27 protein-coding genes and 1 pseudogene are annotated in these 25,844 nt (G+C 61.8%); 13 read left to right on the top strand and 15 right to left on the bottom strand.

Annotated elements, in window-relative coordinates; all coding sequences use genetic code 11:
- The first annotated feature begins 10 nt into the window (after nucleotides 1–10).
- Nucleotides 11–442, top strand: a complete 432-nt coding sequence (gene irrA, locus NKI21_RS00290) for an iron response transcriptional regulator IrrA (RefSeq protein WP_024503471.1) — start codon at nucleotides 11–13, stop codon at nucleotides 440–442.
- Nucleotides 443–501: 59 nt separating this feature from the next.
- A complete protein-coding gene (locus NKI21_RS00285; RefSeq protein WP_245486205.1) occupies nucleotides 502–630 on the top strand; it encodes a DUF4260 family protein in 129 nt (42 codons plus the stop codon).
- A 29-nt stretch (nucleotides 631–659) separates the two neighbouring features.
- On the opposite strand, the gene NKI21_RS00280 is transcribed toward NKI21_RS00285, so the two are convergent.
- Both NKI21_RS00280 and NKI21_RS00275 read right to left on the bottom strand, forming a co-directional pair.
- A complete protein-coding gene (locus tag NKI21_RS00280) occupies nucleotides 660–1,097 on the bottom strand; it encodes a DUF302 domain-containing protein (RefSeq protein WP_352439651.1) in 438 nt (145 codons plus the stop codon).
- A 4-nt stretch (nucleotides 1,098–1,101) separates the two neighbouring features.
- A complete protein-coding gene (locus tag NKI21_RS00275) occupies nucleotides 1,102–1,641 on the bottom strand; it encodes a carboxymuconolactone decarboxylase family protein (RefSeq protein ID WP_352864051.1) in 540 nt (179 codons plus the stop codon).
- Between the two features lie 116 nt (nucleotides 1,642–1,757).
- Between NKI21_RS00275 and NKI21_RS00270 the strand changes: the two genes are divergently transcribed.
- The gene (locus NKI21_RS00270) at nucleotides 1,758–2,615 is read left to right on the top strand and encodes a LysR family transcriptional regulator (RefSeq protein ID WP_352864048.1); all 858 of its coding nucleotides are present in this window, start codon (nucleotides 1,758–1,760) and stop codon (nucleotides 2,613–2,615) included.
- A gap of 110 nt (nucleotides 2,616–2,725) precedes the next feature.
- Here NKI21_RS00270 and NKI21_RS00265 read toward each other — a convergent pair whose 3' ends face one another.
- Nucleotides 2,726–3,286: an SH3 domain-containing protein gene (locus tag NKI21_RS00265; protein WP_023811392.1), complete on the bottom strand. Its 561-nt coding sequence runs from the start codon at nucleotides 3,284–3,286 to the stop codon at nucleotides 2,726–2,728.
- A gap of 219 nt (nucleotides 3,287–3,505) precedes the next feature.
- On the opposite strand from NKI21_RS00265, the gene NKI21_RS00260 reads away from it, so the two are divergent.
- Complete coding sequence (locus NKI21_RS00260) at nucleotides 3,506–4,507, top strand: 2-hydroxyacid dehydrogenase (RefSeq protein ID WP_023811391.1); 1,002 nt, start codon at nucleotides 3,506–3,508, stop codon at nucleotides 4,505–4,507.
- Between the two features lie 33 nt (nucleotides 4,508–4,540).
- On the opposite strand, the gene NKI21_RS00255 is transcribed toward NKI21_RS00260, so the two are convergent.
- From NKI21_RS00255 to NKI21_RS00215, 9 genes are all read right to left on the bottom strand, one after another.
- Nucleotides 4,541–5,029, bottom strand: coding sequence for a GNAT family N-acetyltransferase (locus NKI21_RS00255; RefSeq protein ID WP_023811390.1), 489 nt, complete (start codon nucleotides 5,027–5,029; stop codon nucleotides 4,541–4,543).
- Between the two features lie 4 nt (nucleotides 5,030–5,033).
- Complete coding sequence (locus NKI21_RS00250; protein ID WP_352864044.1) at nucleotides 5,034–5,789, bottom strand: molybdopterin-synthase adenylyltransferase MoeB; 756 nt, start codon at nucleotides 5,787–5,789, stop codon at nucleotides 5,034–5,036.
- A 31-nt stretch (nucleotides 5,790–5,820) separates the two neighbouring features.
- Nucleotides 5,821–6,966, bottom strand: a complete 1,146-nt coding sequence (recF, locus tag NKI21_RS00245) for a DNA replication/repair protein RecF (protein ID WP_023811388.1) — start codon at nucleotides 6,964–6,966, stop codon at nucleotides 5,821–5,823.
- A 184-nt stretch (nucleotides 6,967–7,150) separates the two neighbouring features.
- Nucleotides 7,151–8,269, bottom strand: coding sequence for a DNA polymerase III subunit beta (gene dnaN / locus NKI21_RS00240; RefSeq protein WP_023811387.1), 1,119 nt, complete (start codon nucleotides 8,267–8,269; stop codon nucleotides 7,151–7,153).
- A gap of 304 nt (nucleotides 8,270–8,573) precedes the next feature.
- Nucleotides 8,574–10,049 (bottom strand): chromosomal replication initiator protein DnaA, encoded by a 1,476-nt coding sequence (gene dnaA / locus NKI21_RS00235; protein ID WP_023811386.1) that lies wholly within the window; start codon nucleotides 10,047–10,049, stop codon nucleotides 8,574–8,576.
- Between the two features lie 924 nt (nucleotides 10,050–10,973).
- Entirely contained in the window at nucleotides 10,974–11,240 is a 267-nt protein-coding gene (gene rpsT / locus NKI21_RS00230; protein WP_013533694.1) for a 30S ribosomal protein S20, read from the bottom strand.
- A gap of 182 nt (nucleotides 11,241–11,422) precedes the next feature.
- Complete coding sequence (locus NKI21_RS00225) at nucleotides 11,423–12,196, bottom strand: enoyl-CoA hydratase (protein WP_352439648.1); 774 nt, start codon at nucleotides 12,194–12,196, stop codon at nucleotides 11,423–11,425.
- Between the two features lie 134 nt (nucleotides 12,197–12,330).
- Complete coding sequence (gene mutM / locus NKI21_RS00220) at nucleotides 12,331–13,221, bottom strand: bifunctional DNA-formamidopyrimidine glycosylase/DNA-(apurinic or apyrimidinic site) lyase (protein WP_023811384.1); 891 nt, start codon at nucleotides 13,219–13,221, stop codon at nucleotides 12,331–12,333.
- Nucleotides 13,214–14,455: a phosphopentomutase gene (locus NKI21_RS00215; protein WP_023811383.1), complete on the bottom strand. Its 1,242-nt coding sequence runs from the start codon at nucleotides 14,453–14,455 to the stop codon at nucleotides 13,214–13,216. The genes mutM and NKI21_RS00215 overlap by 8 nt, the downstream gene beginning before the upstream one ends.
- A gap of 232 nt (nucleotides 14,456–14,687) precedes the next feature.
- Between NKI21_RS00215 and NKI21_RS00210 the strand changes: the two are divergent.
- A pseudogene (locus tag NKI21_RS00210) lies at nucleotides 14,688–15,616 on the top strand (phosphate/phosphite/phosphonate ABC transporter substrate-binding protein).
- A 30-nt stretch (nucleotides 15,617–15,646) separates the two neighbouring features.
- Here NKI21_RS00210 and NKI21_RS00205 read toward each other — a convergent pair.
- From NKI21_RS00205 to NKI21_RS00195, 3 genes are all read right to left on the bottom strand, one after another.
- Nucleotides 15,647–16,264 carry a TadE/TadG family type IV pilus assembly protein gene (locus tag NKI21_RS00205; RefSeq protein ID WP_023811381.1) on the bottom strand — a complete coding sequence of 206 codons (618 nt, stop codon included), beginning with the start codon at nucleotides 16,262–16,264 and terminating at the stop codon, nucleotides 15,647–15,649.
- 37 nt (nucleotides 16,265–16,301) lie between these two features.
- Nucleotides 16,302–16,883: a TadE/TadG family type IV pilus assembly protein gene (locus tag NKI21_RS00200; RefSeq protein ID WP_023811380.1), complete on the bottom strand. Its 582-nt coding sequence runs from the start codon at nucleotides 16,881–16,883 to the stop codon at nucleotides 16,302–16,304.
- A gap of 137 nt (nucleotides 16,884–17,020) precedes the next feature.
- Nucleotides 17,021–17,443 (bottom strand): pilus assembly protein N-terminal domain-containing protein, encoded by a 423-nt coding sequence (locus NKI21_RS00195; protein WP_013533687.1) that lies wholly within the window; start codon nucleotides 17,441–17,443, stop codon nucleotides 17,021–17,023.
- Nucleotides 17,444–17,766: 323 nt separating this feature from the next.
- On the opposite strand from NKI21_RS00195, the gene NKI21_RS00190 reads away from it, so the two are divergent.
- From NKI21_RS00190 to NKI21_RS00155, 8 genes are all read left to right on the top strand, one after another.
- Nucleotides 17,767–17,949 carry a Flp family type IVb pilin gene (locus NKI21_RS00190; RefSeq protein ID WP_023811379.1) on the top strand — a complete coding sequence of 61 codons (183 nt, stop codon included), beginning with the start codon at nucleotides 17,767–17,769 and terminating at the stop codon, nucleotides 17,947–17,949.
- Nucleotides 17,950–18,121: 172 nt separating this feature from the next.
- Nucleotides 18,122–18,640, top strand: coding sequence for an A24 family peptidase (locus NKI21_RS00185; protein WP_023811378.1), 519 nt, complete (start codon nucleotides 18,122–18,124; stop codon nucleotides 18,638–18,640).
- 214 nt (nucleotides 18,641–18,854) lie between these two features.
- A complete protein-coding gene (cpaB, locus tag NKI21_RS00180; protein ID WP_023811377.1) occupies nucleotides 18,855–19,667 on the top strand; it encodes a Flp pilus assembly protein CpaB in 813 nt (270 codons plus the stop codon).
- The gene (locus NKI21_RS00175; protein WP_023811376.1) at nucleotides 19,664–21,184 is read left to right on the top strand and encodes a type II and III secretion system protein family protein; all 1,521 of its coding nucleotides are present in this window, start codon (nucleotides 19,664–19,666) and stop codon (nucleotides 21,182–21,184) included. The genes cpaB and NKI21_RS00175 overlap by 4 nt, the downstream gene beginning before the upstream one ends.
- Nucleotides 21,185–21,198: 14 nt before the next feature.
- Nucleotides 21,199–21,936: a CpaD family pilus assembly protein gene (locus NKI21_RS00170; protein WP_352439646.1), complete on the top strand. Its 738-nt coding sequence runs from the start codon at nucleotides 21,199–21,201 to the stop codon at nucleotides 21,934–21,936.
- Between the two features lie 38 nt (nucleotides 21,937–21,974).
- On the top strand, nucleotides 21,975–23,264 hold the full coding sequence (locus tag NKI21_RS00165; protein WP_032909185.1) for a CpaE/TadZ family protein: 1,290 nt from the start codon (nucleotides 21,975–21,977) through the stop codon (nucleotides 23,262–23,264).
- A gap of 29 nt (nucleotides 23,265–23,293) precedes the next feature.
- Nucleotides 23,294–24,796, top strand: a complete 1,503-nt coding sequence (locus NKI21_RS00160; RefSeq protein ID WP_352439645.1) for a TadA family conjugal transfer-associated ATPase — start codon at nucleotides 23,294–23,296, stop codon at nucleotides 24,794–24,796.
- Between the two features lie 29 nt (nucleotides 24,797–24,825).
- Nucleotides 24,826–25,839, top strand: coding sequence for a type II secretion system F family protein (locus tag NKI21_RS00155; RefSeq protein ID WP_352439644.1), 1,014 nt, complete (start codon nucleotides 24,826–24,828; stop codon nucleotides 25,837–25,839).
- Nucleotides 25,840–25,844: the final 5 nt, after the last annotated feature.

Here is a 25,844-nt window from a genome sequence, read left to right as displayed (position 1 = left end):
CGACGAGAAGATGGACCTGGACGGCCGGAAGGAAAATGTCGCTGTGGACAAGCGGGTCCGTGAAGCCGGCCTGAGGCCGACGCGTCAGCGCATTGCGCTGGCCGATCTGCTTTTCGCCAAGGGCGACCGGCATCTGTCGGCCGAGGAACTGCACGAGGAGGCGGTTGCCGCCGGCGTGCCGGTGTCGCTGGCCACCGTCTACAATGCCCTTCACCAGTTTACCCAGGCGGGACTTTTGCGCATCCTCGCCGTCGAGGGCGCGAAAACCTATTTCGACACCAATACCTCCGACCACCACCATTTCTACATCGAAGGCGAAAACCGCATATTCGACATCGACAGCGGTCCGGTGACGGTTGCCAACCTGCCGGAGCCTCCGGAAGGGATGGAGATCGCCAATGTCGACATCGTGGTGAGGCTGCGCCCCAAACGCCGCGAATGACCGGCGAGGCCCCCTGACCGTGCCCGCGCTGTTGCTGCTCGCCGGGCACATGTGGGGCAATGCGATGGCGGTTGCTGATCTGGATCGCCCACATCGCCATCGACCGTGCGCTGGGCTATGGCCTGAAGCTGTCGACCGGCTTTCCGGACACCATCTCGGCCGCATCGGGACTAGATGACCACGCCTGATGCAGGCGGCCGGACCGCTCATGGCTCCGCTAGATATCGCCTCCCGACACCGGCATCGTGGAAACCGTCTCGAGCATTCGCTCCGTCGCGTCGAACAGTTCATGGGCGAGACCAAAAAGCCGGGGATATGGCGAGAACACCAAAATCGGGTTCAAGGCGCAGACCGTCACGCCGGCTGCTTGTTCGCTGACCACGAACTTGAACGGCGCTTCGGGCACGGCGCCAGGATCGGTCAGCAACAGGCGCGCCATGTATCGCGGGTGGAACCAAAGCAGTTGACGGAGCCGAATGGTGGAGATCCCGCCTTTCCTGAGCAGGGCCTGCGGATCGATCTCATGGATGATCCATAGCTCGGCAGCAGCGATGGCGTCGCGAAGCCGTTGCAGTGTCTCATCGAAACCATAGCTGGAGGAAACGACGATCTGGTGACGCGGAATGGTCGCCATCGAACTCGGATCGAGGGTCACGAGGTCAGTCATTGAGAAGCACTGTCCGTGGAAAGTCGAGTTCTGGCTGGGCGAAGTGATTGAGGATGTTGGAATAGAAGTTGAGTGCGACATGCGCGATCACCTCTGCCAGTTCCTCGTCGTCGAGCCCCGCGGCCCTGGCGGCGCCGAATGCCTGGTCGGTGACGGCTCCGCGGCTACGCGCCACATCCGCAGCCAACGCCAGCGTGGCCGCCACTCTGGCATCGCTTGAATCGCCCCTGCGATTTAGCTCCAATTCCGTATCGGAGATGCCGATCTTGGATCCGCGAAATGCGTGGGCCGAAACGCAGTATTCGCAGCGGTTCACCTCAGCAGTTATCAGGGCGATCTGCTCGCGCAATTTCGAACTGAGACGGCCGCTCTGCAGCGACTCGCGAAATTGCAGATAACCTTTGAGAGCGACCGGAGAGTTGGCCAGGACGCGATAGAGGTTCGGGACGCGTCCGAGCTGGCGTCGCGTTTCCGCCAGAAGCTTGCCGGCTTCCCTATCGGAATCTTCGTTTATTGGCGATAGGCGAGACATCTAATCATTCTCCTTCCGGGTCAGCCGGCAGCCGCCGCGCTTCGTCGGAATCCATATGACTCGACCAGGAGCATTTGGAAATGTCATAGTAGCTGTCTCTATGATATGAGTACGAAATGAAGCATCTTGCCATCGAACAGCTTCGCAGCTTCGTGCTTGTTGCCGACTGCGAGAGCTTCACCACCGCGGCCGATCTTCTCGGGACCACCCAGTCGGCGATCAGCCTGCGGGTCCGCAAGCTCGAGCAAACGATGGAGCGGCGTCTCCTGGCGCGGACGCCGCGCGCGGTTTCGCTGACGCCCGAAGGCGCGCGGTTCCTTGCTTCGGCGCGGCAGGTCCTCGAGGCTCATGACCGGGCCGTGGCCACATTCGATGCTGGCACGCAAACCACCACGCTCCGGGCGGCCATCGGCGATCACGCCGCCGGTGCGCTTCTGGAGTCGGCGTTTGGGCGTCTGAGCCAGGTCTTTCCGGAATTGCTGCTGGAAGTGTCGGTGGGTCTCTCAGCCGAGATGCAGGCCCGCTACGACGCAGGCAAGGCCGATTTTGCCGTCGTGCGCATGGATATCAGCCGGCGCCAGGGCATCCCGCTCTACCGAGACCAGCTTGTCTGGTGTGCAAGGTCGCCTGACGTCTGGCGGTCGTCTGCCGCGTTGCCGCTGTTGGCATTGCCCGGATCCTGCACCGTCCGACTGGCAGCGGAACGCGCGCTCGATGGCAGCAATACCGCCTGGCGCCTCGCCTTCACCGGCGGTTCGGTGACCGCGTTGCAATCGGCCGCCAGCGCGGGCCTGGGAGTGGCGGCGATCGGGCAGAGCCAGGTACCGGCCGATTGCGTGATACTGAACCGGTCGCATGGATTGCCGGATTTGCCAGCCAGCCGGATTACGCTCCTGACACGGTTGAGCAACCCGCTGAGAGGCGCAATCGCTGCCGCTTTCGCAGCGGACGCGAGCGATCGGCGGCGTGAATGACAATGCTGCAATTGAGTTTGATGAAGCGGAGGCGCAAGCACCTTGTTGCCGTATCCGTGATTGCCGGCCTATTCTGATCCCGAGTTCTTCCGAGCCTCGCGATGAAGTTGTCAGTCCTTGACCCGTTCGCCGGGATAGGCGCCCCAGACAACCGACTGGGCAAGCCAGCCGGTGTGGCCGTCGAACGTCATTTCGCACCACTGGCCGTCGCAGGATTTGATCGTACCCATGACGCCAGGTTCAATCATCGCGACCACTCTTGCGTCCTTGTCGGGACTGTTGAGAAGGTCGATCTGGGCGCCCTTGCCGCGCTGCCATGGTGCGACGATTGCCGTGCGTCGGCCGGAAAGCAGCGACTGGTTGATCCAGCCTTCCGAACCATCGGCATCGCGCACGCGGCGCCATGTGTCGAATTCCTGGATGATCTCCATCGGCAGGCCGGCCTTCATATACATCCAGTCGACCGAGTAGTTGGCCCCGGGACCGACGCGCGAGTTGACGCGGCCGGATTTCAGGCTGACGAAGCGCGGCAGCGGCAGGCCGCTCGGACCAAGCGTGACGACGCCCTGGGCAGGTGCTGCGGCACTCTGCGCGCCCGCAAGCGGAGAATAAAGCAGAGCGCCGAGAAATGCTGCGCTGAGGGTCAGGCGAAGCGACGCGAAACCAGACACTTTCATTCCTTTCGGCGCTTGCCCATCGGCCTCGGCGCCCCTTTTTCTTTGTCTTCGGCGGCACCGCTTGTTACAGGGAGTAATCGGCACCGCGACCGGCTTTCAGTTTCGCCGGTCTTGGTTAAAGAGGTCTCAACGAGATCGGGTTAGAAGCAATTCCAGCAAAAGTGTGAAGCGGTTTTGCGTTCGGAATTGCGGCAAGTACTCGAGAGGGAAACAATGGCAGGCAAAAAGAAGCCTCTCGTCGTCATCACGCGAAAGCTGCCCGACCCCGTCGAGACCCGCATGCGCGAGTTGTTCGACGCAAGGCTGAATGTCGAGGACCGGCCGATGACGCAGCCGGAACTGGTCGCGGCGGTCAAGGAGGCCGACGTGCTGGTGCCGACGGTAACCGACCAGATCGACGCCGCACTGATCGCCCAGGCCGGCGACAACCTCAAACTGATCGCGAATTTTGGCAATGGCGTCGACAAGATCGATGTCGCGGCCGCGGCCAAGAGGGGCATCACCGTCACCAACACGCCGAATGTCCTGACCGAGGACACCGCCGACATGACCATGGCGCTGATGCTGGCGGTGCCGCGGCGGCTGGCGGAAGGCGCCAATGTGCTCACCGGTGACAAGAAATGGGCCGGCTGGTCGCCGACCTGGATGCTGGGCCGGCGCATCTGGGGCAAGCGGCTCGGCATTGTCGGCATGGGCCGCATCGGCACCGCCGTCGCCAGGCGGGCCAAGGCCTTCGGACTGTCGATCCATTATCACAATCGCCACCGCGTGCTGCCGGCCGTGGAAGACGGGTTGGAGGCGACCTATTGGGAAAGCCTCGACCAGATGCTGGCCCGCATGGATATCATCTCGGTCAACTGTCCCTCGACGCCGGCAACCTTCCATCTGCTTTCGGCGCGGCGGCTGGCGCTGCTGCAGCCGACTGCCTATGTCGTCAACACCGCACGTGGCGACATCATCGACGAGGAAGCGCTGGTCAAGCTGATCCAGGACGGCAAGATCGCCGGCGCCGGGCTCGATGTCTACGAGCATGAGCCGGCCTTGAACAGCAAGCTGCTGAAGCTCGCCGCCAAGAACAAGGTCGTGCTTTTGCCGCATATGGGCTCGGCGACGCTCGAGGGCCGCATCGACATGGGTGAAAAGGTCATCATCAATATCCGCGCCTTCGTTGACGGCCACCGCCCACCAGACCGCGTGCTGCCGCTCAGGACCTGACGCTGTCGCGGCCCACAAACCGTAAGATAAACCTTACGGGATAGCTTTGCGCATGGTGATCGAGGTCGGCCTGGCATAGCCCTCGTGCGCCGTCCGTTCAGTTTCGCGAAAGCCGAGGCGAGCAAAGGCCGCATGATTCCCGGTCAGCTCGATCCGCGTCTGAAGCTCGATTGCCGCCTTGCCGCGGCTGCGGGCAAGGTCTTCGACCGCCTGCATCAGCCGCCGGCCAATGCCTTGTCCCTGGCAGTCCGGCGCGACCGCGAGCTTGCCGACATAGAACTCTGTCACCTTTTCAAGGGCAAAGACGCAGCCGACGATCCGATCGCCCTTGAGCGCCACGAAGCCGGTCTCCCACCGCGCCTTGTCCCGCAGAGTGTCGGTGGTCAAAAGGTGGGCCGAGGAGGGCGGGTCGATGACGCCGTCCATCGAGGCGAAAGCGCGCATGATCAATGCGAGCACATCGTCCCAGCGGTCGAAATCGGTCGGGATCCGCGTGATGGAGGCAGCTTCGATCCGGTCCAAGAATTCAGCTTCTCTTGTAGCGGATGGTGTCGAAGCGCGCCGCCAGCCCGTCATAGAGCAGCAGCCGGCCGACCAGCGGTTCGCCGACGCCGGTGATCAGCTTGATCGCCTCCATGGCCTGCAGCGTGCCGACGACGCCGGTCAGCGCGCCAAGCACGCCGGCTTCGGCGCAGGACGGCACCAGGCCCGGCGGCGGCGCCTCGGAAAACAGATCGCGATAGCCTGGATTGGGTTTGCCGTCCTTGCCGTCTTCGAATGGCTTCAGCACCGTTACCGAACCATCGAAGCGTCCGACGGCGGCATGCACCAGCGGCTTGCCTTCGCTCGCGCAGGCATCGGCCACGGCATAGCGCGTTTCGAAATTGTCGGAACCGTCGACGACGATGTCATAGCGGGCGACGAGGGCGGGCGCATTGTCCGTGGTCAGCCGGATTGCGTGCGCTTCAACAATTGTGTTGGGATTGATGCGAACGATTGCCGCCTTGGCGCTATCGGTTTTCAGCAGGCCGACAGTGTCGGTACCGTGAATGACCTGGCGCTGCAGATTGGACAGCGAAACGGTGTCGTCATCGACCACGCCTAGTGTGCCGACGCCGGCGGCGGCGAGATATTCAAGCACCGGCGCGCCCAGCCCGCCAGCGCCGATGACCAGCACCCGGGCCTGTTTCAGCCTTTGCTGGCCGGCTCCGCCGATCTCCGGCAGCACGATGTGGCGGGCATAGCGTTCGATCTCGTCTGCGGTCAGGGCGGCAGTGGTCATTGCCTGATCATACAGGGACTGAAAAACCTTGTCAGTGGTCTTCGGTTGGCCCAACCGTCCCATGGTCGACAGTCAGGAATTGCGCGCGTCCCTGGAGACTGGAAAACAGCGCAGCATCGGTTCCTGTCATGAACGCCTGGCAGTTCAGTTCCTCCAGGATGGAAAACAGCGCCGTGCGGCGCCGGCTGTCGAGATGCGCGGCGATCTCGTCGAGCAGCAGGATCGGCGTCATGCCCGACATTTCGCCGGTCAGCCTTGCATGCGACAGCACGATGCCGACCAGCAGCGCCTTTTGCTCGCCTGTCGAGCAAAGCTCGGCCGGCATCGCCTTGGGGCGGTGCCGAACCATCAGGTCCGAACGATGCGGGCCCTCGAGCGTGCGCCCGGCAGCGCGATCGCGGTCACGACCCTCGACAAGGGTTCGGCGGAAGCGCTCCTCGACATCGACTGCCGGCGCGGTCGCAATTTCGGCTTCCAGGTCTCCCGAAAGGCCAATATCGGCCTGCGGAAATGGCCCCGTGTCGGGCAGCCTGTCGATCATGGCGGTCAGAAGGCGCACCATCTCGGCTCGCGCGGCGGCGATCGCCACACCGGTTTCGGCCATCTGCGTCTCGATTGCGTCGAACCAGCGGTCGTCTCGAGAGCCTTCAGTAAGCAAGCGGTTACGGCCACGCATCGCCTTCTCGTAATCGATCGCACGTTGCCCGTGGCCGGGATCGATCGCCAGCACCAGCCGGTCGAGAAAGCGCCGGCGATCCGCGGCCGGCCCGGTGAACAACGCGTCCATGGCCGGCGTCAGCCACACCACGCGCAGCCATTCCAGCATGTCCTCGGCCGAACGCGCCGGAGCTCCGTTGATGCGCACCCGCCTGCCGCCTTCGCCGGCGGTGTCGCCGCCGGAAATGCCTGTTCCGATCTCGACTTGGCCGTCAGGTCCGTCGAGCCGGGCATGCAATGCAAAGCCGCCGTCGCCGCCCTCGCGTGCGACATCCGCGTAAGGGGCGCGGCGCAAGCCACGCCCCGGTGTCAAAAAGGAGATCGCTTCGAGGAGATTGGTCTTGCCGGCGCCGTTGTCGCCGGAAAAAACCACGGCACCTGGCGCCAGATCGATCGTCAGCGCCGCATAGTTGCGGAAATTAGTAAGTGTTAGCTTACTTATATGGTTCTGTCCCGGCAACCGCTATCCGCCTATAGAGCGCTCCATCGTTTCACGGAAACGCAGGACCGCTCTATCTCTTTGTTTTGACGCAACTCCGTACGGAAAACCGCTTCACACTTTTCCTGGAATTGCTCTAGGAGTTGCCGTAAATATCGCGCTTGCCGCCGGTCCACAACAGGACCGAAGTGCTGACACCGTGCCGCTACACCCGCATCGGCATCAACACATAAAGCGCGGTCTCGTCGGCCATGTCGTGGATCAGCGTCGGCGAACCGGCGTCGGCCAGCATGAACTTGGCTTCCGTGCCGGTCAGTTGCGCGGCAACGTCGAGCAGGTACTTGGCGTTGAAGCCGATCTCGATCGGATCGGATGAATAGTCGGCGGACAGCTCTTCGGTGGCGCTGCCTGAATCGGGATTGTTGACCGCAAGCGTCACCTGACCCTCGCTGATCGACAGCTTCACCGCGCGGCCGCGTTCGGAAGAGATGGTCGAGACGCGATCGACGGCGGCGGCAAAACTCTGGCGGTCGATGATGAGCTTCTTGTCGTTGCCGGTCGGAATGACCCGCTGATAGTCGGGGAAGGTGCCGTCGATCAGCTTCGAGGTCAAAACCACGCTGCCGATGGTGAAGCGGATTTTGGTGTCCGACAGTTCGGTGGTGACCGCGACATCCGGATCGTCGACGAGCTTCTGCAGCTCGCTCACCGTCTTGCGCGGAATGATGATGCCCGGCATGCCTTCGGAACCCGCTGGCGCATCGATCTCGGCGCGCGCCAGGCGGTGGCCGTCGGTCGCCACCGAGCGCAGCTTCAGCTTGCCGCCGACCTCATGCGTGTGCAGGTAGATGCCGTTCAGGTAATAGCGCGTCTCCTCGGTGGAGATGGCGAATTGGGTCTTCTCGATCAGGCCTTTCAGGGCAACCGAGTCGAGACGGAAGATATGCGAGAAGGATCCGGCCGAGAGCTCCGGGAAGTCGGATTGCGGCAGACACTGAAGGCGGAAGCTCGAGCGGCCAGACGTCACCGTCATGGCGTTGCCGTCCTCGTCCGTCTTCAGCATCACCTCGGCGCCATCGGCAAGCTTGCGCACGATGTCGTAGAGCAGATGTGCCGGGACTGTCGTCGCCCCGCCGCGCTCCACCTTGGCGGGCGTCGCTTCGGTCACCTCGAGGTCGAGATCGGTCGCCTTCATTTCAAGGCTGGCGCCTTCGGCGCTGAGCAGCACGTTGGACAGGATCGGTATGGTGTTTCGCCGCTCGACCACACGATGGACGTGGTTGAGCGACTTCAGGAGATTTGACCGTTCCAGGATAACACGCATGACGAAACAGGCTCGCTTGAATGAATGACGGGTCACCAGTGGGCGGCGTCCCGCGAAAGGTCTGAACAGGCTCAGAATCTGCGTAAACTGACAGGAAAAAACCAGCAAACGCAAGCCCGCGCCACCGGTTCAGGCCGGCTAGGCGGGCTTTCTGGGGATAACGCGCCCGAAGTCCGCTAGCCAGTGTCGTAAAACCGAAATCCAGATCGCTCCCAGGCGGCGCCACGAGCCCGATCCAGGCCCAGCGCCGCACTGGCAAGCCATTGAATTCCGGTATTGTTCCGGCTCTGCCATCCCCGGAGGATCAGGCCTGGTCGTTGATCAACCGCCTCAGAAGCTCAAGTTCCTGCGCCAGCGTGTTGTCGTTGCCGGAAAGGTCCTCGATCTTGCGCACGGCATGCAGCACCGTGGTGTGATCGCGGCCGCCGAAACGCCGTCCGATCTCAGGCAGCGAGCGCGGCGTCATCACCTTCGACAGGTACATGGCGACCTGCCGCGGCTTGACGATGGTGCGCGTGCGCCGGTTGGACAGCAATTCGGTCTTCGACACATTGTAGTGACGCGCCACGATGCGCTGGATGTCCTCAATACGGACACGCTTCGGCTCGCCGGTGCGATAGATGTGGCCGAGGATTTCGTCGATCCGGTCGATGGTGATCTGCGGCTCGAAGGATTGACGGAACAAAAGCTGATTGAAGGCGCCTTCCAGCTCGCGTCCGCTGCCGGTCACGGTGCGGGCGACGTGATTGAGGATCTCCTCCGAAATGTCGAGCGACGCGTCGTCGCTCCTGGCCGTGGCAAGGCGCAATTTGAGCATGCCGAGGCGCATGGCGAAATCGGGCGCCGACATTTCAAGCGCGACACCGCCATTGAGGCGCGAACGGACCCGCGGTTCGAGCGATTCCAGTTCCGATGGCGGCCGGTCGGCGGCGACGACGACCTGCTTGGCGCTGTCGAGCAGCATGTTGATGAGGTGGCAGAATTCGTGCTGGATCGACTTGCCCTGCAGAAACTGCATGTCGTCGATGATGAGCAGGTCGATGTCGCGCAGCTGTTCCTTGAGCGTCAGCGCGTTGTTGTCGCGGATCGCGGTGGCAAAGCGCCACATGAAATACTCGGCCGTGAGATAGACGACGCGCGACTTGGGGTTCTGCTTCAGCGATTCCGCGGCGATGGCCTGCAGCAAATGTGTCTTGCCGAGCCCGACGGTTGCGTGAAGGAAAAGCGGATTGAAGCGCACCGCGCTCGATTGCGATTCCGCCACTGCCTTGGCGGCGGCGAAGGCCACCCGGTTCGACGGTCCCTCGATGAAGGAGCCGAACGTGTAGCGCGGATCGAGCGGTGATCCCAAAACGTTGTGGCGGAATTCGCTCTCGATCGGTGTGCCCGGACGCGGAGCCGGTGCGCGCTCCACCCGGCTGGGGCTGACTGTGCCGGCGGCAAGCGCCGTCTGCGTCTGCCGTGTCACCTTGCTGCGTGCTGGCGTTACCTCTGGCTCGGCCTGGCTGCGTCCCTGACGGGTTGCCGTGCGCACGACGATGTCGATCTTGAGGAGATCGGGATCCTCCTGCTTCCACAACTCGGAGATGAGGTCGAGATAGTGGCCGTTGATCCATGAGCGCAGGAAGGCAGTAGGCACCGAGATGCGGACGATGCCCTTGGAAGCCTCGGCGACCTTCATGCGGCCAAACCAGCTCGAATAGACTTCGGTTCCCAGGCGCGCCTTCAACTGGGCTTTGACCCGGTCGAATTTCTGTTCCGCGTCGCTGGACACCGCCATGTCGTTTGCTCCGATCAAAGTTCCAGGAAATGGGAGGTCGCCCGTAAGCTCCCTTTCGATGCCGCTCTGCATGATCTTTTCCTTGTTCTTCCGTACCTGTTTCCACCGGGGATGCGCCTCCTGCATCCGGTTCCGGCGACCTAAGTCTTTGCTACGATGTCCGCTGCCGCCGCCGGCAGATGAACGTCGCCCATTATCTGCGGGAACCGGTGCCGGCCCATGGAAGCCAGTCCGCGTTGGGTATGTCAGGGCAATACAACACCGTCCGGCGAAAGGAGCGCCGGCGCGCCGTCTACCTGCCATGTCTAGTTACGCCAGTCCCCTACCGTATCGAAAAAGACAAACCAAACCCGTCCGCGGACTTGATCCGCGTTGCAAATCCCGCCAATTTAAGCTGGCCGATTCAGGCTTGGGTTAAGAGCCAGAGCCCGTCCCTTTCGATAGATCGACACTACCGAAATCGCTGTGGATAGGGCAAGGCCACGCCTAACGGATTTTTAAGGAATCTGGTTACTGGAGGCGGGTTCGAGTGGCGTGCCGTGACGGCACATTTTAACAAAGCCATTGTGATTCAAACCCTTTTCCGGCGAATATGAAAAACCGGACGCTGAGAGAAATATTCTGAAATAATTCGCTTGACAGCGACTTGTCCCCGATCGGGTCGACCCGGTGTGGACAAGCTGTGGATCACCATCAGTAAGTGTCTGAAAATTATAAGCTATTTCTGACAGTTAAGAATCATTAAGCTGGCCCTTTTCAAGCATGCCGATCAACAGCAGGCATGCATATGCCGGCAAACTATTCCCAATTGTGAAATCCGCCTAAGACGCCGTTTCCGGACATTCTTTTTAAGTGCTTGCCGGCAAACGAAAAAACCCGGCACAAACGGCCGGGTTCGAAGAACGTCAGTCTAGGCAAGTAATGTCAGGCCGACAGTACCTTGACCCGCTGAGCCAGTCGCGACACCTTGCGGGACGCCGTGTTCTTGTGAATCACGCCCTTGGTCGCGGCGCGCATCAATTCCGGCTCCGCGATCTTGAAGGCAGCCTGTGCGGCAGCCTTGTCGCCGGAGGCAAGCGCCTCTTCGACCTGGCGGATATAGGTGCGGACGCGCGAGCGGCGGTTCTTGTTGATCGCTGCGCGGCGGACGATCTTGCGCGTTGCCTTTTTGGCCGAGGATGTATTGGCCATGATGCCTCTCTTCTGATCTGGTCGGCGCATGCGGAATGCCGCAGGGCGCAAAAAACAAACGGGCAGCCACGGGGCCGCCTCGGTTGGTGCGGCTTATAGTTCAGCTTTTCCGGCGCGTCAACGCTGCCCGGTCTTCTTTTTGGCGGCCAACAGCCATCTTCTTCGCGGCCAAGGGATTGGCGTCAGCGGTTGGTGAAATTCGGCTTCCGCTTCTCGGCAAAGGCCGCCATGCCTTCCTTCTGATCGTCCAGTGCAAACAGCGAGTGAAACAGCCGGCGCTCGAACCGCAATCCCTCGGCAAGCGTCGTCTCGAAGGCGCGGTTGACAGCCTCCTTCGCCATCATCACCGATGGTAGTGAGAAAGCGGCGATCTTGGCTGCGGCCTTCAGCGCCTCCTCGACAAGCTCGCCGGCAGGCACGACCCGCGACACCAGACCAGAACGCTCGGCCTCGGCGGCATCCATCATCCGCCCGGTCAGGCACATGTCCATCGCTTTCGACTTGCCGACGAAGCGGGTCAGCCTTTGTGACCCGCCCATGCCTGGAATGACGCCGAGGCTGATCTCGGGCTGGCCGAATTTGGCCGTGTCGGCGGCGATAATGAAATCGCACATCATCGCCAGCTCGCAGCCGCCGCCGAGTGCATAGCCCGCCACCGCCGCGATAATAGGCTTTCGCGCCCGCGTCAGTTCCTCCCAGCCGACGAAGAAGTCTTGAGCGTAGGCGTCCGCGTAGGAGATGGACTGCATCTCCTTGATATCGGCGCCGGCGGCGAAAGCCTTTTCGGAACCCGTGATGACCATGGCGCCGATATCTGGATCGGCGCTGAACCCGTTCACGGCTGCCACCACTTCGGTCAGAATCTGCGAATTCAGCGCGTTGAGCGCCTGCGGCCTGTTCAGCGTGATCAGCCCAACCTTGCCGTGCGTCTCGGTGATGATCGTCTCATAGGCCATGGCTGCTTCTCCTTGCTCACGCTCGTCTAGAGCGGTTCATCGTTTCACGGAAACGCAGAACCGCTCCCATCTCCTTGTCTCGACGCAATTCTCGACGGAAAACCGTTTCACACTTTTCCTGGAATTGCTCAAACTCACCGCTGACATGTCCGGCAATAAAAGGTCGATCGGCCGCTCTGCACGATCCGTTCGATGTGGCCGCCGCAGCCGGGCTTGGAGCAGGCCTCGCCTTCGCGGTCGTAGACGGCGAAGGCGTGCTGGAAATAGCCCAGCGACCCATCGGTCTGCATATAGTCCCGCAGTGAGGAGCCGCCGGCTGCGATCGCATCCGATATCACCGAACGAATGGCTTGCGCGAGGTGTTCGCTTTGGGCTTGGGCTTTCTTTCCGGGCCTGGCGATCGTGCCCGCCTCGCGCAGCGGCGACAGGCCGGCACGCCACAACGCCTCCGACACATAGATGTTGCCGAGCCCGGCGATCAGCCTCTGGTCGAGAAGCGCTGCCTTCAGTGGTGATCGCCGCCCCTTCATCAATGAGGCGAGCAGCGCACCGTCCAATGTGTTGCCCGTAGGCTCGACGCCAAGTCCAGCCAGCATCGGGTGAACGTCCGGCAGTCCCTCCGCAAACAACATGAAGCCGAAGCGGCGCGGATCATTGAAGATCACGCGGGACCGGGCACCGGTTGGAGACTCGACATGGAAGACGACGTGGTCGTGATTGGAGCTTTTCGAGCGGTCGTGCCGGAAGATGCCGGGCATGTCGCTGCCATCGGCCGTCTCGACGCGGAATGAGCCCGACATGCCGAGATGGCAGATCAGCACGGGCCCGCCTTCCAGGTCCATCGTCAGATACTTGGCCCGGCGGCCGAGTGCCGTGATCGTCTTGCCGGTCAGCCGCTGCGCGAATTTCTCGGGAAATGGAAAGCGCAGATCCGGTCGGCGCGCCTCGACGCGGGCGATGGTGGCGCCTTCCAGAACCGGCTGAAGTCCGCGCCGGACGGTTTCGACTTCCGGCAATTCAGGCATGACCGCCGATCGCCGTATAGAAAGAAGTGCCGTAGCGTCCGGGCGCCAGCCCGAGATGCTCGGCCAGGGTCTCGCCAATGTCGGCGAATGTCGTTCTCAGTCCGATGTCGCCGCCCTTGAGACCCGGTCCAGTGCCGATCACCGGAATGCGCTCGCGCGTGTGATCGGTCCCGCCCCAGGTCGGGTCGTTGCCGTGGTCGGCCGTCAGGATGAGAAGATCGCCCTGCCGCAGCCTCGCAAATGCTTCCGGCAGCCGCAGGTCGAAGGCCTCGAGCGCGGCAGCATAGCCTGCGACATCGCGGCGGTGACCGAATTCGGTGTCGAAGTCGACGAAATTGGCGAAGACGAGGTCACCGTCGCCGGCATCATCGATCGCACCCAGCGCCTCGTCGAACATCGCCATGTTGCCTGCCGCCTTGCGCACTTGCGAAATTCCGCGATGGGCGAAGATGTCGCCGATCTTGCCGACGGCGATGACACGGCTGCCACGCGCCGTCAGCCGGTCGAGCAGGGTCGGTTCCGGCGGAGGCACGGCGTAGTCATGACGGTTGTATGTCCGCTCGAAAGTGGCGGTGGTTTCGCCGACGAACGGCCGCGCGATCACCCGTCCAATCCTCAGCGGGTCAACCAGCCTGCGCACCACCTGGCAGAATTCATAAAGCCGGTCGAGGCCGAAATGGACTTCATGCGCGGCGATTTGCAGGACCGAGTCGACCGACGTGTAGCAGATCGGCTTGCCGGTCCGGATGTGCTCCTCACCGAAGCGCTCGATGATCTCGGTGCCCGGCGCATGGCAATTGCCGAGAATGCCCGGCACCTTGCCTTCACGGATGATCGCCTCGGTCAGTTCGGCCGGAAAGGCCGGAACCGTATCCGGGAAATAGCCCCAGTCGAGGCGCACCGGCAGGCCGGCGATTTCCCAATGGCCGGATGGCGTATCCTTGCCGCTCGAAACCTCCTGTGCGGCGCCGTGAAAGGCAGTTGGGAGCATATCCGCCCCGCTGTTGGCAAATCCCAGTCCCGTCGCGGTTTCGGCAGCCTTGCCAAGCCCGAGTGAGGCCATATGAGGGACAAACAGCGGTCCACTACGAGACCCTTCGCGATCCGCACGGCCCTCCGCACAGGCCTCTGCGATGTGCGCGAATGTGTTGGCGCCGGCGTCACCGTAGCGGTCGGCGTCGGCCGCGCCGCCGATGCCGAAGGAATCCAGGACGAAGAGGAAAGCGCGCGCCATCAAGTTGTTGCCAGTTTGACCGACCAGACATAGGGTTCCGCGACTTCATTGGCAATTCGGAAACCAAACGGCAACGGGCAGGCGTGACAATCAGTGCATATCGCCCAAAAGTGCGCAGCGGTTTTGGGGGCAACGACTTGCCCAAAGCAAGCAGTGCGTCGCCCAAAAGTGCGCAGCGGTTTGGGAATGACGATCTGAGCATCGATCCGGGAAAACAGACGGCGGTTCTGTCATGAGGGTTGCGTTAAAGACATATGCCGCTCTGTTGCTGGGGCCGGGCGCGCTCGTCGGGCTCTGGTCCAACCCGGCGCATGCCGACTGGCGCGATGATATCGGCACGTTCGCATAGGCATCGTTGCCGAGCCAGGTGCCGGCAACGCCGTTCCGGGGCTGGCTGTGTTGACCGACGCCTACACCAAAGCATTGGGCATGAAGGTCGAGTTTGTCGTTGCCCGCAATTATGCCGCGCTGATCGAGGCGCAGGCCGATTCCCGCATCGAATATGCGATCTATTCGGCCACCGCCTATGCAACGGCCTCGCAGCGCTGCTTATGTATCGAACCGCTTGTCGCTCCGGTCGATTCAGACGGCGCGATCGGCATCCGCTCCGTTCTGCTGACGCGGGACGGCAAGCTGCCCGACCTTGCGGCGATGGACCGCCATCGTATCGCCATGGCGCCTTCGGACAGCGTCGGCGGTTCTCTCCTGCCATTGGCGGCGTTGGCCGCGGAAGGCCGCAAGATCGCGGAAGATGCACCGTTTCTGGCCCGTGCCGATTCGGCCGCGGCGGCCGAGACGATGCTGGTCGACGGCAAGGCTGATGGCCTGTTTGGCTGGGTGACGGCCGCTGCCGACGGCCCGCGAGAACCGTCGGGCACGCAGGCCAGGTTGGAGGCGGCAGGGCTCTCGGTGACGGCGCTTCGTGTCGTGTGGACGTCGGGTCTGCTGAGATACGGCCCGCACGCGGTCCGCAGCGATCTCGACCCGGAAGCCAAGCGTCGACTTGCCGTGTTCCTCACCAACCTCAAGTCGACGACGCCCGATATCTACGCCCTCCTGGAATCGGGACATTCCGGCGGCTTCGCTCGCGTGGCGCCAAAAGACTACGAGATGGCCGCTGCTATCGTGCGCTTCGTTTCGGACCGTGAGCCGCAGCAGTAGCGGCCCTGCGCAGGGCCTAGCTGGTTCTGTTCAACAGTCGCTGCAAGGGATCGTCACGCTTCTGCGGGGGCGCAGATAATAGGTTTCGCCCATGGTTATGTTGCTGAAAGCCGAGGTCAGTCCAAGCTTCTGTTGACTGCTCGCGCTCCACGCGATGGCTGGCGTATAGCCGAGGTTGCTTTCGACGCGAATGAGAAACGTGTTGGCGACTCTGAGCGACGTCGGGATCGTTGTCTCGGTGGTGGCGCCGGCGCCACGGCTGGCGACGCCGGCGACCAATTTGCGTGACCAAACCACCAGTGCCCTCGTCGCATCGGGCGTAACCTGTATCGCCGTGATGGTGATGCTAGGGGGCGAGCGGTTGTAGGGCTGAAGGGTGACGCTGCCGATCTGCATGATGGCGTCGACATCCGCCTTGAGGACGCTTGTCTGCTGGGTGACGAGATCGGCCACCATGCTGCCGATACGGCTGACCTTCTTGCTGGTCTCGATGGCTTGCGACGCTTCCATTGTGAGGAAATACATGATCAGCAGAATTGGCATGATCAACGCGAATTCAACCGCCGCGATGCCACGGCGATCGGACCAGAATCGACTTGCTTTCCGCCAAACTCCCGTAATCATAAGATGTGCCCCCGCACGCATCATGCCCTTGCCCTTTTCTTATACTGCTCGTGCATTCCGCTCAGTTGTCGAACGGCTCGTTCTGCCAGGTCACCGATGCGAAATGCAGGGTCTTGTTGCCGCCCATCGACTGCGCCAGCAGATCGGTCATAACAGGCCACTTGTAGAAGACCCGAAGCATGTTCCTCGACTCCGCCGCACCCGCTGTCACTGAGAACGATTGGGTTGCGGTGCCTTTCGTCAGTACGACATCGCCGTTCTGGATCTTGAAGCCAGCCGTGGCCGCATCGGCGAACGACGTATATTGGCGAAGATCCACCAGCAGTTGATTGGGACAATCCTGGGAAACGATGATCTGCAGTTTCGTGCAGATCATGTCCCTCAAATTGGTTCCGGCAACGTCAGCCGCCCTCAACTGGCCGGTGCGCAGCTTGCGCGCCACATCGTCGGTGACGTTGGCCATCACCTCCTGGCCGGCAAACGAGATGCAGCTTTCCAGAATGGCAAAGACAAGCAGCGCGAAGGGGACTGAAAGGATCGCGAATTCGATTGCCGTGGCGCCGTGCCGGTCACGAAGGAAGCGGGCGAAAAACCTTCGGCGTCCCGCTCTGTGGTCGCCTGCGCAGCCGAATTCCGTGCTCATGTCCAATCCTGCCGATCTCTATGCGGTCTCGGAAGGAGCATTAGCGCAAACCGATTGAGGTCCGGTTTGGATGATCGTTAAAGTCGGCGCAGGCCTCTTAACCAGCCAATAACCGGAACGGCAGTCGGCAACGCCACCTATCGGCTGACGCTCATCTCCGCTTCCGAAGACTTCTCCGCTTCGCTCTTGTACGAGCTTTCGCAATAGGGTGTGCACGACATCGTCTGGATTTCGGCGCGCCGATAGATGCGCACGGACGAGGCGGCTTGCCGCACCACGGTAACCTGCTCGTCGACGATGGGGCTGCCGTCCGTATCGAGCACAACCAGATTGGTGACCCCAAAGCCTTTGCCGGTGAGCACGATCGTTGAAGCGTCCTGCACCGAAGCGTCGGCGATTGCCGGGTTGCCGACCACGATGGTGTCGGCGGGACGCGACAGTTTGACGATCTTGGCCTGGTTCATCGTGACCTCGATGCCGGCGCCGGCCATGGCGGGCGCGACGAAGCTCGAGACGGCAAGAAGCGCGGCAATCAGGATTGACGATCTCGGCTGGGCCATTGAGGCGCTCCACGCAGGCGGACTGATCAACGGAACATGAACGAGATTGGTGAACCAACGGTTAAGCATGCGGTGTCGCCAATGATGCGATGGCAGACAAGGACGCCCGCCGGGCGCTGTCCGGAAGTCCACAAACCCGGGGCGAGAAGGCTCAGTGGTATATTAGCCCCAGGTTAACCACGCAATATGTTCGAACCGGGAAAGGAATCGGTAAGGCTGTTTCTTAAGCCGATCGAAAGAGCTTCTCCCTAGATTGGCAGCATCCGATCAACCATCACAGAAGTTGACGGAAGTGCTGTAACACGTGGAGTAGGAGCTCTCGAATGTCTAATCTCATCGCACGTTTTGTGAAGGACGAATCCGGCGCGACCGCTATCGAATATGGTCTGATCGCCGCTCTCATCGCGCTCGCCATCATCACTGGCGCCGGCACGCTCGGCAATGCGCTCAATGCTAAGTTCACCAACATCGGAACCACCTTGAACGGCACGCCGAGCGGCAGCTGATCGGCCTTATCGCCGAGCATTTGGATTGCGTTCTGGAAAAGGGCCGCCACGTGGTGGCCCTTTTTCTATGCCGCCGCCAGTATAGGTCGTCTTTTCGTTCCTGGCCTCATCAATCGTTAATCGAACATACTTAGATTGAGCCCCGTGAAATCGGACAATAGGCATAGCGCCGATGCTTGAAGCCCTGATCTTCGTCGTCTTTCCGTTCTGCATGCTGTTTGCCGCGATCTCCGACATGCTGTCGATGACGATCGCCAATCGCGTGCCGGTGCTGCTCGTCGTCGTTTTCGCGCTGGTCGCGCCGCTGACGGGTATGGACTGGGCGGTCTATGGCGGACATTTCGCCGCCGGCGCCCTGGTCCTGGCTGTGACGTTCGGCCTGTTTGCAATGGGCGGCATGGGCGGCGGCGACGCCAAGCTTCTGGCCGCCAGCGCGATGTGGATGGGCCTCAATATCAATCTCGTCGAATATTTTGTCGCCTCGACAATCATCGGCGGCCTGCTGACGCTCGCCATCATCCTCTACCGGAAGTCGCTGCTTGCGGCCGTTACCGGCCAAAATCCGTTTCTGCGCCATTTCGCCGACGAGGCAAAAGGTGTCCCCTATGGCGTCGCGCTCGGCCTTGGCGGGTTGCTGACCTATCCGGATTCGCCTTTGATGGTATGGGCGCTTGCCAGGCTGGCGGCTTGAGCACGATCTTATTTTTATTGTCTGTCAGCATTGCCGAAACCCCGTTCTCAACAGGGCCGGCCCGGCCATTTTGGCCGTCCAGACCACATTCCGGCTAATTTATGTAAACCTTAAATTAATCACGATCGTAAGCATTACATTAACCTTGTTTTGACGATTGCCGCTGCAAAGTCCGGCTTGGCTACGTGGTTTGCCAGGGCAAGGGTTCGGACAAATGCCAGCATCGCGATTGATAATTCTGAGCGTGGCGGTGGCTGCGGCGGGTGGCGCTGGCTATGTCGCGAAGAACATGGTGGCACCGCCGCCCCAGGTCGTCGTCGATTCCGGTCCCCAGGCCCCGGCAGTGGCACTCCAGGATGTGCTTGTGCTTTCAGGCGACGTTCCGATGGGCAGCCCGATCCAAAACAACATCGCCTGGCAATCCTGGCCCGCCGACGGCGTCAACGCGAATTTCATCACCCGCACCGCCGAGCCCGAGGCACTGGACAAGCTGAAGAGTTCCGTTGCCCGTGTGGCGATGTATGCCGGAGAACCGCTGCGGCGGTCCAAGCTGATCGGCGAGGGGCAGAGCTTCATGTCGTCGATCCTGCCTTCCGGCATGCGGGCGGTCGCCACGGCCATCTCGGCCGATACGTCGGCCGGCGGCTTCATTCTTCCCAACGATTTCGTCGACGTCATCATGACCCGCAGGGCCGATGCCGCCAGCGGCGCCGCCGGCTTCAACACCGAGACCATCCTCAAGAACATCCGCGTCCTGGCCATCGACCAGACCATTCAGGAGGACGAGGAAGGCAAGAAGACCAGGGTAGGTCAGACTGCAACGCTGGAACTGACGCCCAAGCAGGCGGAGATCATCACCGTCGCCCAACAGATGGCGGATCGCCTGACCCTGGCGCTGCGGGCAGTCGCGGACACGCAGGAAAAGAATCTGGGTGAGGCCGACTATCTCGTTTCCGGCAATGGCCGCAGGGGAACGGTGAGGCTGATCAAGTCGGGCGAAGTTTCCGAAGTGGGAGCAAGGAAATGAGGCTAAGCGGTAAACTGCCGGCAATTGTAGCCGCGGCGTTCGGCCTGCTGCTCGTCGGATCGAATTTGCAAGGCAGCGTCGTCGAGGCAAAGAACGCGCAGGTCACGGCATCGACGGCCACCCAGCGCGTCAAGCTCGGCCTCAACAAGTCTGTGGTCATCGACCTGCCGAGCGATGCCTACGACATTCTCGTTGCCAACCCGGCAGTTGCCGATGCGGTGACCCGCACCGCGCGGCGCATCTATCTGTTCGGCAAGGCGGTCGGCGAGACGAACATTTTTGTCTTCGGCCCGAATGGCGAGCAGATCGTCAGCCTGGACCTGGCTGTCGAACGCGATGTTGCCGGCCTTGAGGATTATATCAGGCGCTTCCTGCCGACGTCCACCATCAAGGTGGAACTGCTCAACGACAACGTCGTCCTGACCGGAACGGTCGACACGCCGCTGGACGCAAAACGCGCGGTCGACCTGGCGACGATCTTCGTTTCGGGTGGTGAAGCGACGACGGGACAATATTCGCAGACGGCGGCCGGCGGTTCGGCCCAGAGCGGTGTCGACATCAACAACCCGGACCAGGAGCGCCGCACCAGCAAGATCGTCAACCTGCTGCAGATCATTGGCGACGACCAGGTCACGCTGAAGGTCACGGTCGCCGAAGTCAGCCGTTCGGTGATGAAGCAACTTGGCGTCAACATGGTCGGCAGCGGTGGCAGCAACGGCATCAGCTACGGCTCGATCAGCGACAACTTCACCGGCCTTGGCAAGCAGCTGTCGAATTCGGGCTTCCAGATCGGCGCGTCGGGGCTGCAGGCCTATATCAACGCCATGGAGCAGTCCGGGGTCATGAAGACCTTGGCCGAGCCGACCCTGACCGCCGTATCAGGCGAGAAGGCGACCTTCAAGGTCGGCGGTGAATACAATATGGTGAGCAGCGTCTCCCAGAACGTATCCTCCGACAACCAGACTGGCCTGAAAACCTACACCCTCGACAAGATCGAGTACGGCATCGGCCTGGAATTCCAGCCGGTGGTGTTGTCTCCCGGCCGCATAAGCCTGAAGGTCAGGACGTCGGTTTCCGAGCCGACAACCGAGGGATCCGTATCGCTCTCCTCGGGCGTGACCAGTCCCGGAATGAATGCCCTGTCGCTGCGCAAGCGTCTTGCCGATACGACGGTGGAACTGCCCTCAGGCGGCTCCATGATGATCGCCGGCCTGGTTCGCGACGATGTCAGGCAAGCCGTCAATGGGTTGCCCGGACTGACAAAGATACCGGTGCTCGGCGCGCTCTTCCGCAGCAGGGACTTCGTGCGCAACGAGACCGAGCTCGTGATCATCATCACGCCCTATCTGGTGAAGCCGGTAGCACGCAACGACCTTGCCAAGCCGGACGACAATTTCAACGCCGCCAGCGATGGCGCCGGCATGTTCCTTGGCCGCGTCAATCGCGTCTACGGCACCATGCAGACAGACAAGCCCAACGGCCGCTACCACGGCGTTGTCGGCTTCATCTACAAGTGAGCGGGGAAGCGGACATGTCTCAGTCAGCATTGAAGGCAAGCACCATCGCGGCAGCGATGCGCTTTGGCCGCTCGCGGGTCTGCCGGGGAGCCGTTCCTGTCCTGGCGGTTGCGGTGGCGGCTCTGCTGGCCGGCTGCGCCCAGCGCGACAGCATCACGGTCGGCGCCATTCCGGACGATTACCGCACCAACCATCCGATCGTGATCGCCGAGAAGAATCAAAAGATCGACCTCCCGGTTGGTGCCGGTGACCGCGGCATGACCGGCTCTCAGCGCGATACACTTCTTGGCTTCCTCGATGGCTATGACAGAAGTGCCGCCCCGACGCTGACGATCCAGGTCCCGAGCGGATCGGCCAACGAGGTCGCCGCGACCGCGGCGGCCCGTGATTTCGCCCGGCTCGCGATCGCCAGCGGCGTCAAGCGCAACCGGCTTGTCGTCACCTCTTACCAGGCCGCCTCGAGCGAGATATCCTCGCCGGTCCGCGTCGCTTATGTTGCGGTGAGGGCGCAGACCGACAAATGCGGACGCTGGCCAGCCGACCTCGTCGATACGTCGGAGAATAAGCACTATGCCGACTTCGGCTGCTCCTATCAGAACAATCTTGCCGCCCAGATGGCCAACCCGGCCGATCTGCTCGGCCCGCGCAAGCCGTCCACAATCGATGCTGAAAATCGCGGCGCGGTGATCGATGTCTACCGTGCAAGAGGCATTTCGGATGAGTTCCTGGGCAATTCGGAAGTAGACTACTAAGCCGCCAGTCTCGGATAGAACAGGCCACGGGAAAGAGCATGACGATGAGCAACCTTGCCTACGACGCCCCGGTGGATGGCAGCGATACCTCGCAGCAGGACATCGCCGCGATGCAGGCGTTGCGGCCGATCCCGCGCATCTCGATCCAGGCATTCTGCGAGACCGAGGGTGTCGCCAACCCGGTCGAGCGCGCCGGCGAGGACCGCCGCATGACGAAGGCGCATCTCAAGGTCCATATGGGCGGCGTCCCCACCGCCATCGAATTCTACCAATCGGCGCCGACGCCCAACCTGATCCTGCTGGAATCGCGCAGCGAGCCCAAGCAATTGCTGGAACAACTCGCCCAGCTTTCGGAATATTGCGATCCGACGTCGAAGGTGGTGGTGATCGGCCACTACAATGATGTCGGCCTTTACCGCGAGCTCATCCGCAACGGCATTTCCGAATATGTGATCGCGCCGGTCTCGATGGCCGACATCGTCAGCGTGGTGTCGTCGATTTTTATCGATCCGGAAGCCGAGCCGCTCGGCCGCTCGATCGCCTTCGTCGGCGCCAAGGGCGGTGTCGGCTCCTCGACGATCGCCCACAATGTGGCTTGGGCGATGTCCTCCCTGTTCAAATCCGAAGTGGTCGTCGCCGATCTCGATCTGGCTTTCGGCACCGCCAACATGAATTTCGACCAGGATCCGGCGCAAGGCATCGCCGAGGCGGTGTTTTCACCGGAACGCATCGATGAAGTCTATCTCGACCGGCTGCTGACCCAGTGCGCCGAGCATCTGTCGCTGCTGGCAGCACCTTCGACGCTCGAACGGGTCTATGATTTCGATCCCGAGGCCTTCGTTCAGCTCATCGACACCGCCCAGCGCAGCGTGCCGCTTCTGGTGCTAGACGTCCCCCATGCCTGGACGGGCTGGACCAAGAACACCCTGGTCAAGGCCGACGAGATCGTCATCACCGCGACACCGGAACTTGCCAATCTGCGCAACACCAAGAACCTCGTCGATATGCTCAAGCGGCTTCGTCCCAATGATCCGCCGCCCAAGCTGATCATCAACCAGGCCGGCGTGCCGAAGCGCCCGGAGATTTCGCCGTCCGACTTCGCCGAGCCGCTCGGCTTGTCGCCAATGTCGGTCATTGCTTTTGATCCGTTGCTGTTCGGCAATGCCGCCAACAACGGACGCATGCTTGGCGAAATGGATGCCAAGAACCCGGTCGTCGCGATGATCAACGAAATGGCGCATGTGCTGACCGGGCGCAGCGAAATCAAGATCAAGAAGAAGGCCGGGCTCGGCAGCCTGCTCGGCAAGCTCTCGCGCAACAAGAAGTGACGCTTCAGCAGTGGAATCGGTAGTCGATCATGTTTGGTAAAAGAGGCAGCGACGACGGCAACCGGTTCACGCCGGAATTTCGCCAGCCAGCACCGGCGCCCGTTGCGCCGCCGGCTGCAGGTTCCATGGACACGGCGGTTCTGACCCGGCCCGCGGCGGCGCCAAGCGCGCCTGTCGCACCGCCGGCGCGCCGTGCGGTCGAGGCACCGCCATTGGCGCCTGAGCCGAAGCGGGCACAGCGCGAAAAGAGCGAAACTTATTACGATACCAAGAGCCAGGTCTTCTCCGCGCTCATCGACACCATCGATCTGTCGCAGCTTTCCAAGCTTGATCCTGAAAGCGCGCGCGAGGAAATCCGCGATATCGTCAACGACATCATCGCGATCAAGAACTTCGCAATGACGATCGCCGAGCAGGAAGAGCTGCTCGAGGACATCTGCAACGACGTGCTCGGTTATGGGCCGCTCGAGCCGCTGCTCGCCCGCGACGACATCGCAGACATCATGGTCAACGGCTCCAGGAACGTCTACATCGAAGTCAACGGCAAGGTCGAACAGACCGGCATCCGCTTTCGTGACAACCAGCAGCTCCTCAACATCTGCCAGCGCATCGTCAGCCAGGTTGGCCGCCGCGTCGACGAATCCAGCCCGATCTGCGACGCGCGCCTTCCCGACGGCTCCCGCGTCAACGTCATCGCGCCGCCACTCTCCATCGATGGCGCCACGCTCACCATCCGCAAATTCAAGAAGGACAAGCTGACGCTCGATCAATTGGTCAAGTTCGGCGCCATCTCGCCGCAGGGCGCCGAAGTCCTCAAGATCATCAGCCGTGTTCGCTGCAACATCGTGATCTCGGGCGGCACCGGTTCGGGCAAGACGACGCTGCTCAATTGCTTGACCAACTATATCGACCGCGAGGAGCGCGTCATCACCTGCGAAGACTCGGCCGAGCTGCAATTGCAGCAGCCGCATGTGGTACGCCTCGAAACCCGCCCGCCCAATCTGGAGGGCGAGGGTGAGGTGACGATGCGTGACCTGGTCAAGAACTGTCTGCGCATGCGGCCCGAGCGCATCATCGTCGGCGAAGTGCGTGGACCCGAAGTGTTCGATCTGCTGCAGGCGATGAACACCGGCCATGACGGCTCGATGGGCACGATCCACTCGAACAGCCCGCGCGAATGCCTGAACCGTATCGAATCCATGATTGCCATGGGCGGTTATTCGCTGCCGCAAAAGACAGTGCGCGAAATCGTCGTCGGCTCCATCGACGTGATCATCCAGGCGGCGCGCTTGCGCGACGGATCGCGCCGCATCACCCACATCACCGAGGTGATCGGGATGGAAGGCGACGTCATCATCACGCAGGACATCGTCCTCTACAACATCAAGGGCGAGGACGCCAACGGCCGGCTGCTGGGTGAGCACGTATCGACCGGCATCGGCCGTCCGCATTTCTGGGAGCGTGCACGCTATTACGGCGAGGAGCAGCGTCTCGCCATTGCGCTCGAGGCGATGGAGAAACGCGCTGACTGACGTATGCTGGGGTGTAAGGGTTCGGGCCAATGTTTGGAATTGACGGCACAGTACTGGCGTTTGTCGTGCTCGCCGGCTTCAGCGCCGGCGCCGTCGCCTATGCATTTCTGTTCACCCGGATCAGCAACGAGAAACAGGCCGGCAAGCGGCTCGAAACGATCAGGACCGCCGAGACGGATCGCTCCGTCGTCAAGGCCTCGCGCGACCGCGTGGCGGAAGCCACCAAGCGGCGCAAATCGGTTCAGGATTCTCTCAACGAACTCGACGCCAAGCAGAAAACCAAGGACAGCCGCGTCAAGAAACCGCCGCTGAAAGCCCAGCTTCGTCAGGCCGGCCTCAAGACCACCATCGAGCGTTTCTATATATATTCCGCAATATGCGGCATCGTTTTGACGATGGTCGCCTTTGTGGCCGGAGCCCCGCTGATCGCCTTGCCGGGCGTGCTGTTGGCCGGGGGGCTGGGCCTGCCGCGCTGGTTCGTCACGTTTCGTCGCGCCCGCCGGGTCAAGGCATTCCTCAACGAATTTCCAAACGCGCTCGACATCATCGTGCGCGCGGTCAAATCCGGCCTGCCGCTGAACGACGCCGTGCGCTTGATCGCCAACGAATCGCCCGAACCCGTGAAGACCGAGTTTCGCCGCATCGTCGATTCACAGCAGATGGGCCTCTCTATCCCCGACGCGACCTTGCGCATGCCCGAAACCATGCCTTGCACCGAGGCAAGCTTCTTCGGCATCGTTATCCAGATTCAATCGCAGGCCGGCGGCAATCTCTCCGAGGCGCTGGGCAATCTTTCGCGCGTGCTTCGCGATCGCAAGAAGATGAAAGCCAAGGTCGCGGCGCTGTCGATGGAAGCGAAGGCGTCCGCCGCGATCATCGGTGCGCTGCCCTTCATCGTCGCCTTTCTCGTCTACCTGTCGAGCCCGGCCTACCTGATGCCGCTCTTCAACACCAGCGTCGGAAACCTGATCCTTGGTTGCTCTGCGGTCTGGATGTCGATCGGCATCCTGGTGATGCGCAAGATGATGAACTTCGAAGTCTAGGATGC

The sequence above is a fragment of the Mesorhizobium sp. M0715 genome (assembly GCF_040320355.1).
Lineage (GTDB): Bacteria > Pseudomonadota > Alphaproteobacteria > Rhizobiales > Rhizobiaceae > Mesorhizobium.
This window is presented reverse-complemented; position numbering and strand designations above follow the sequence as displayed.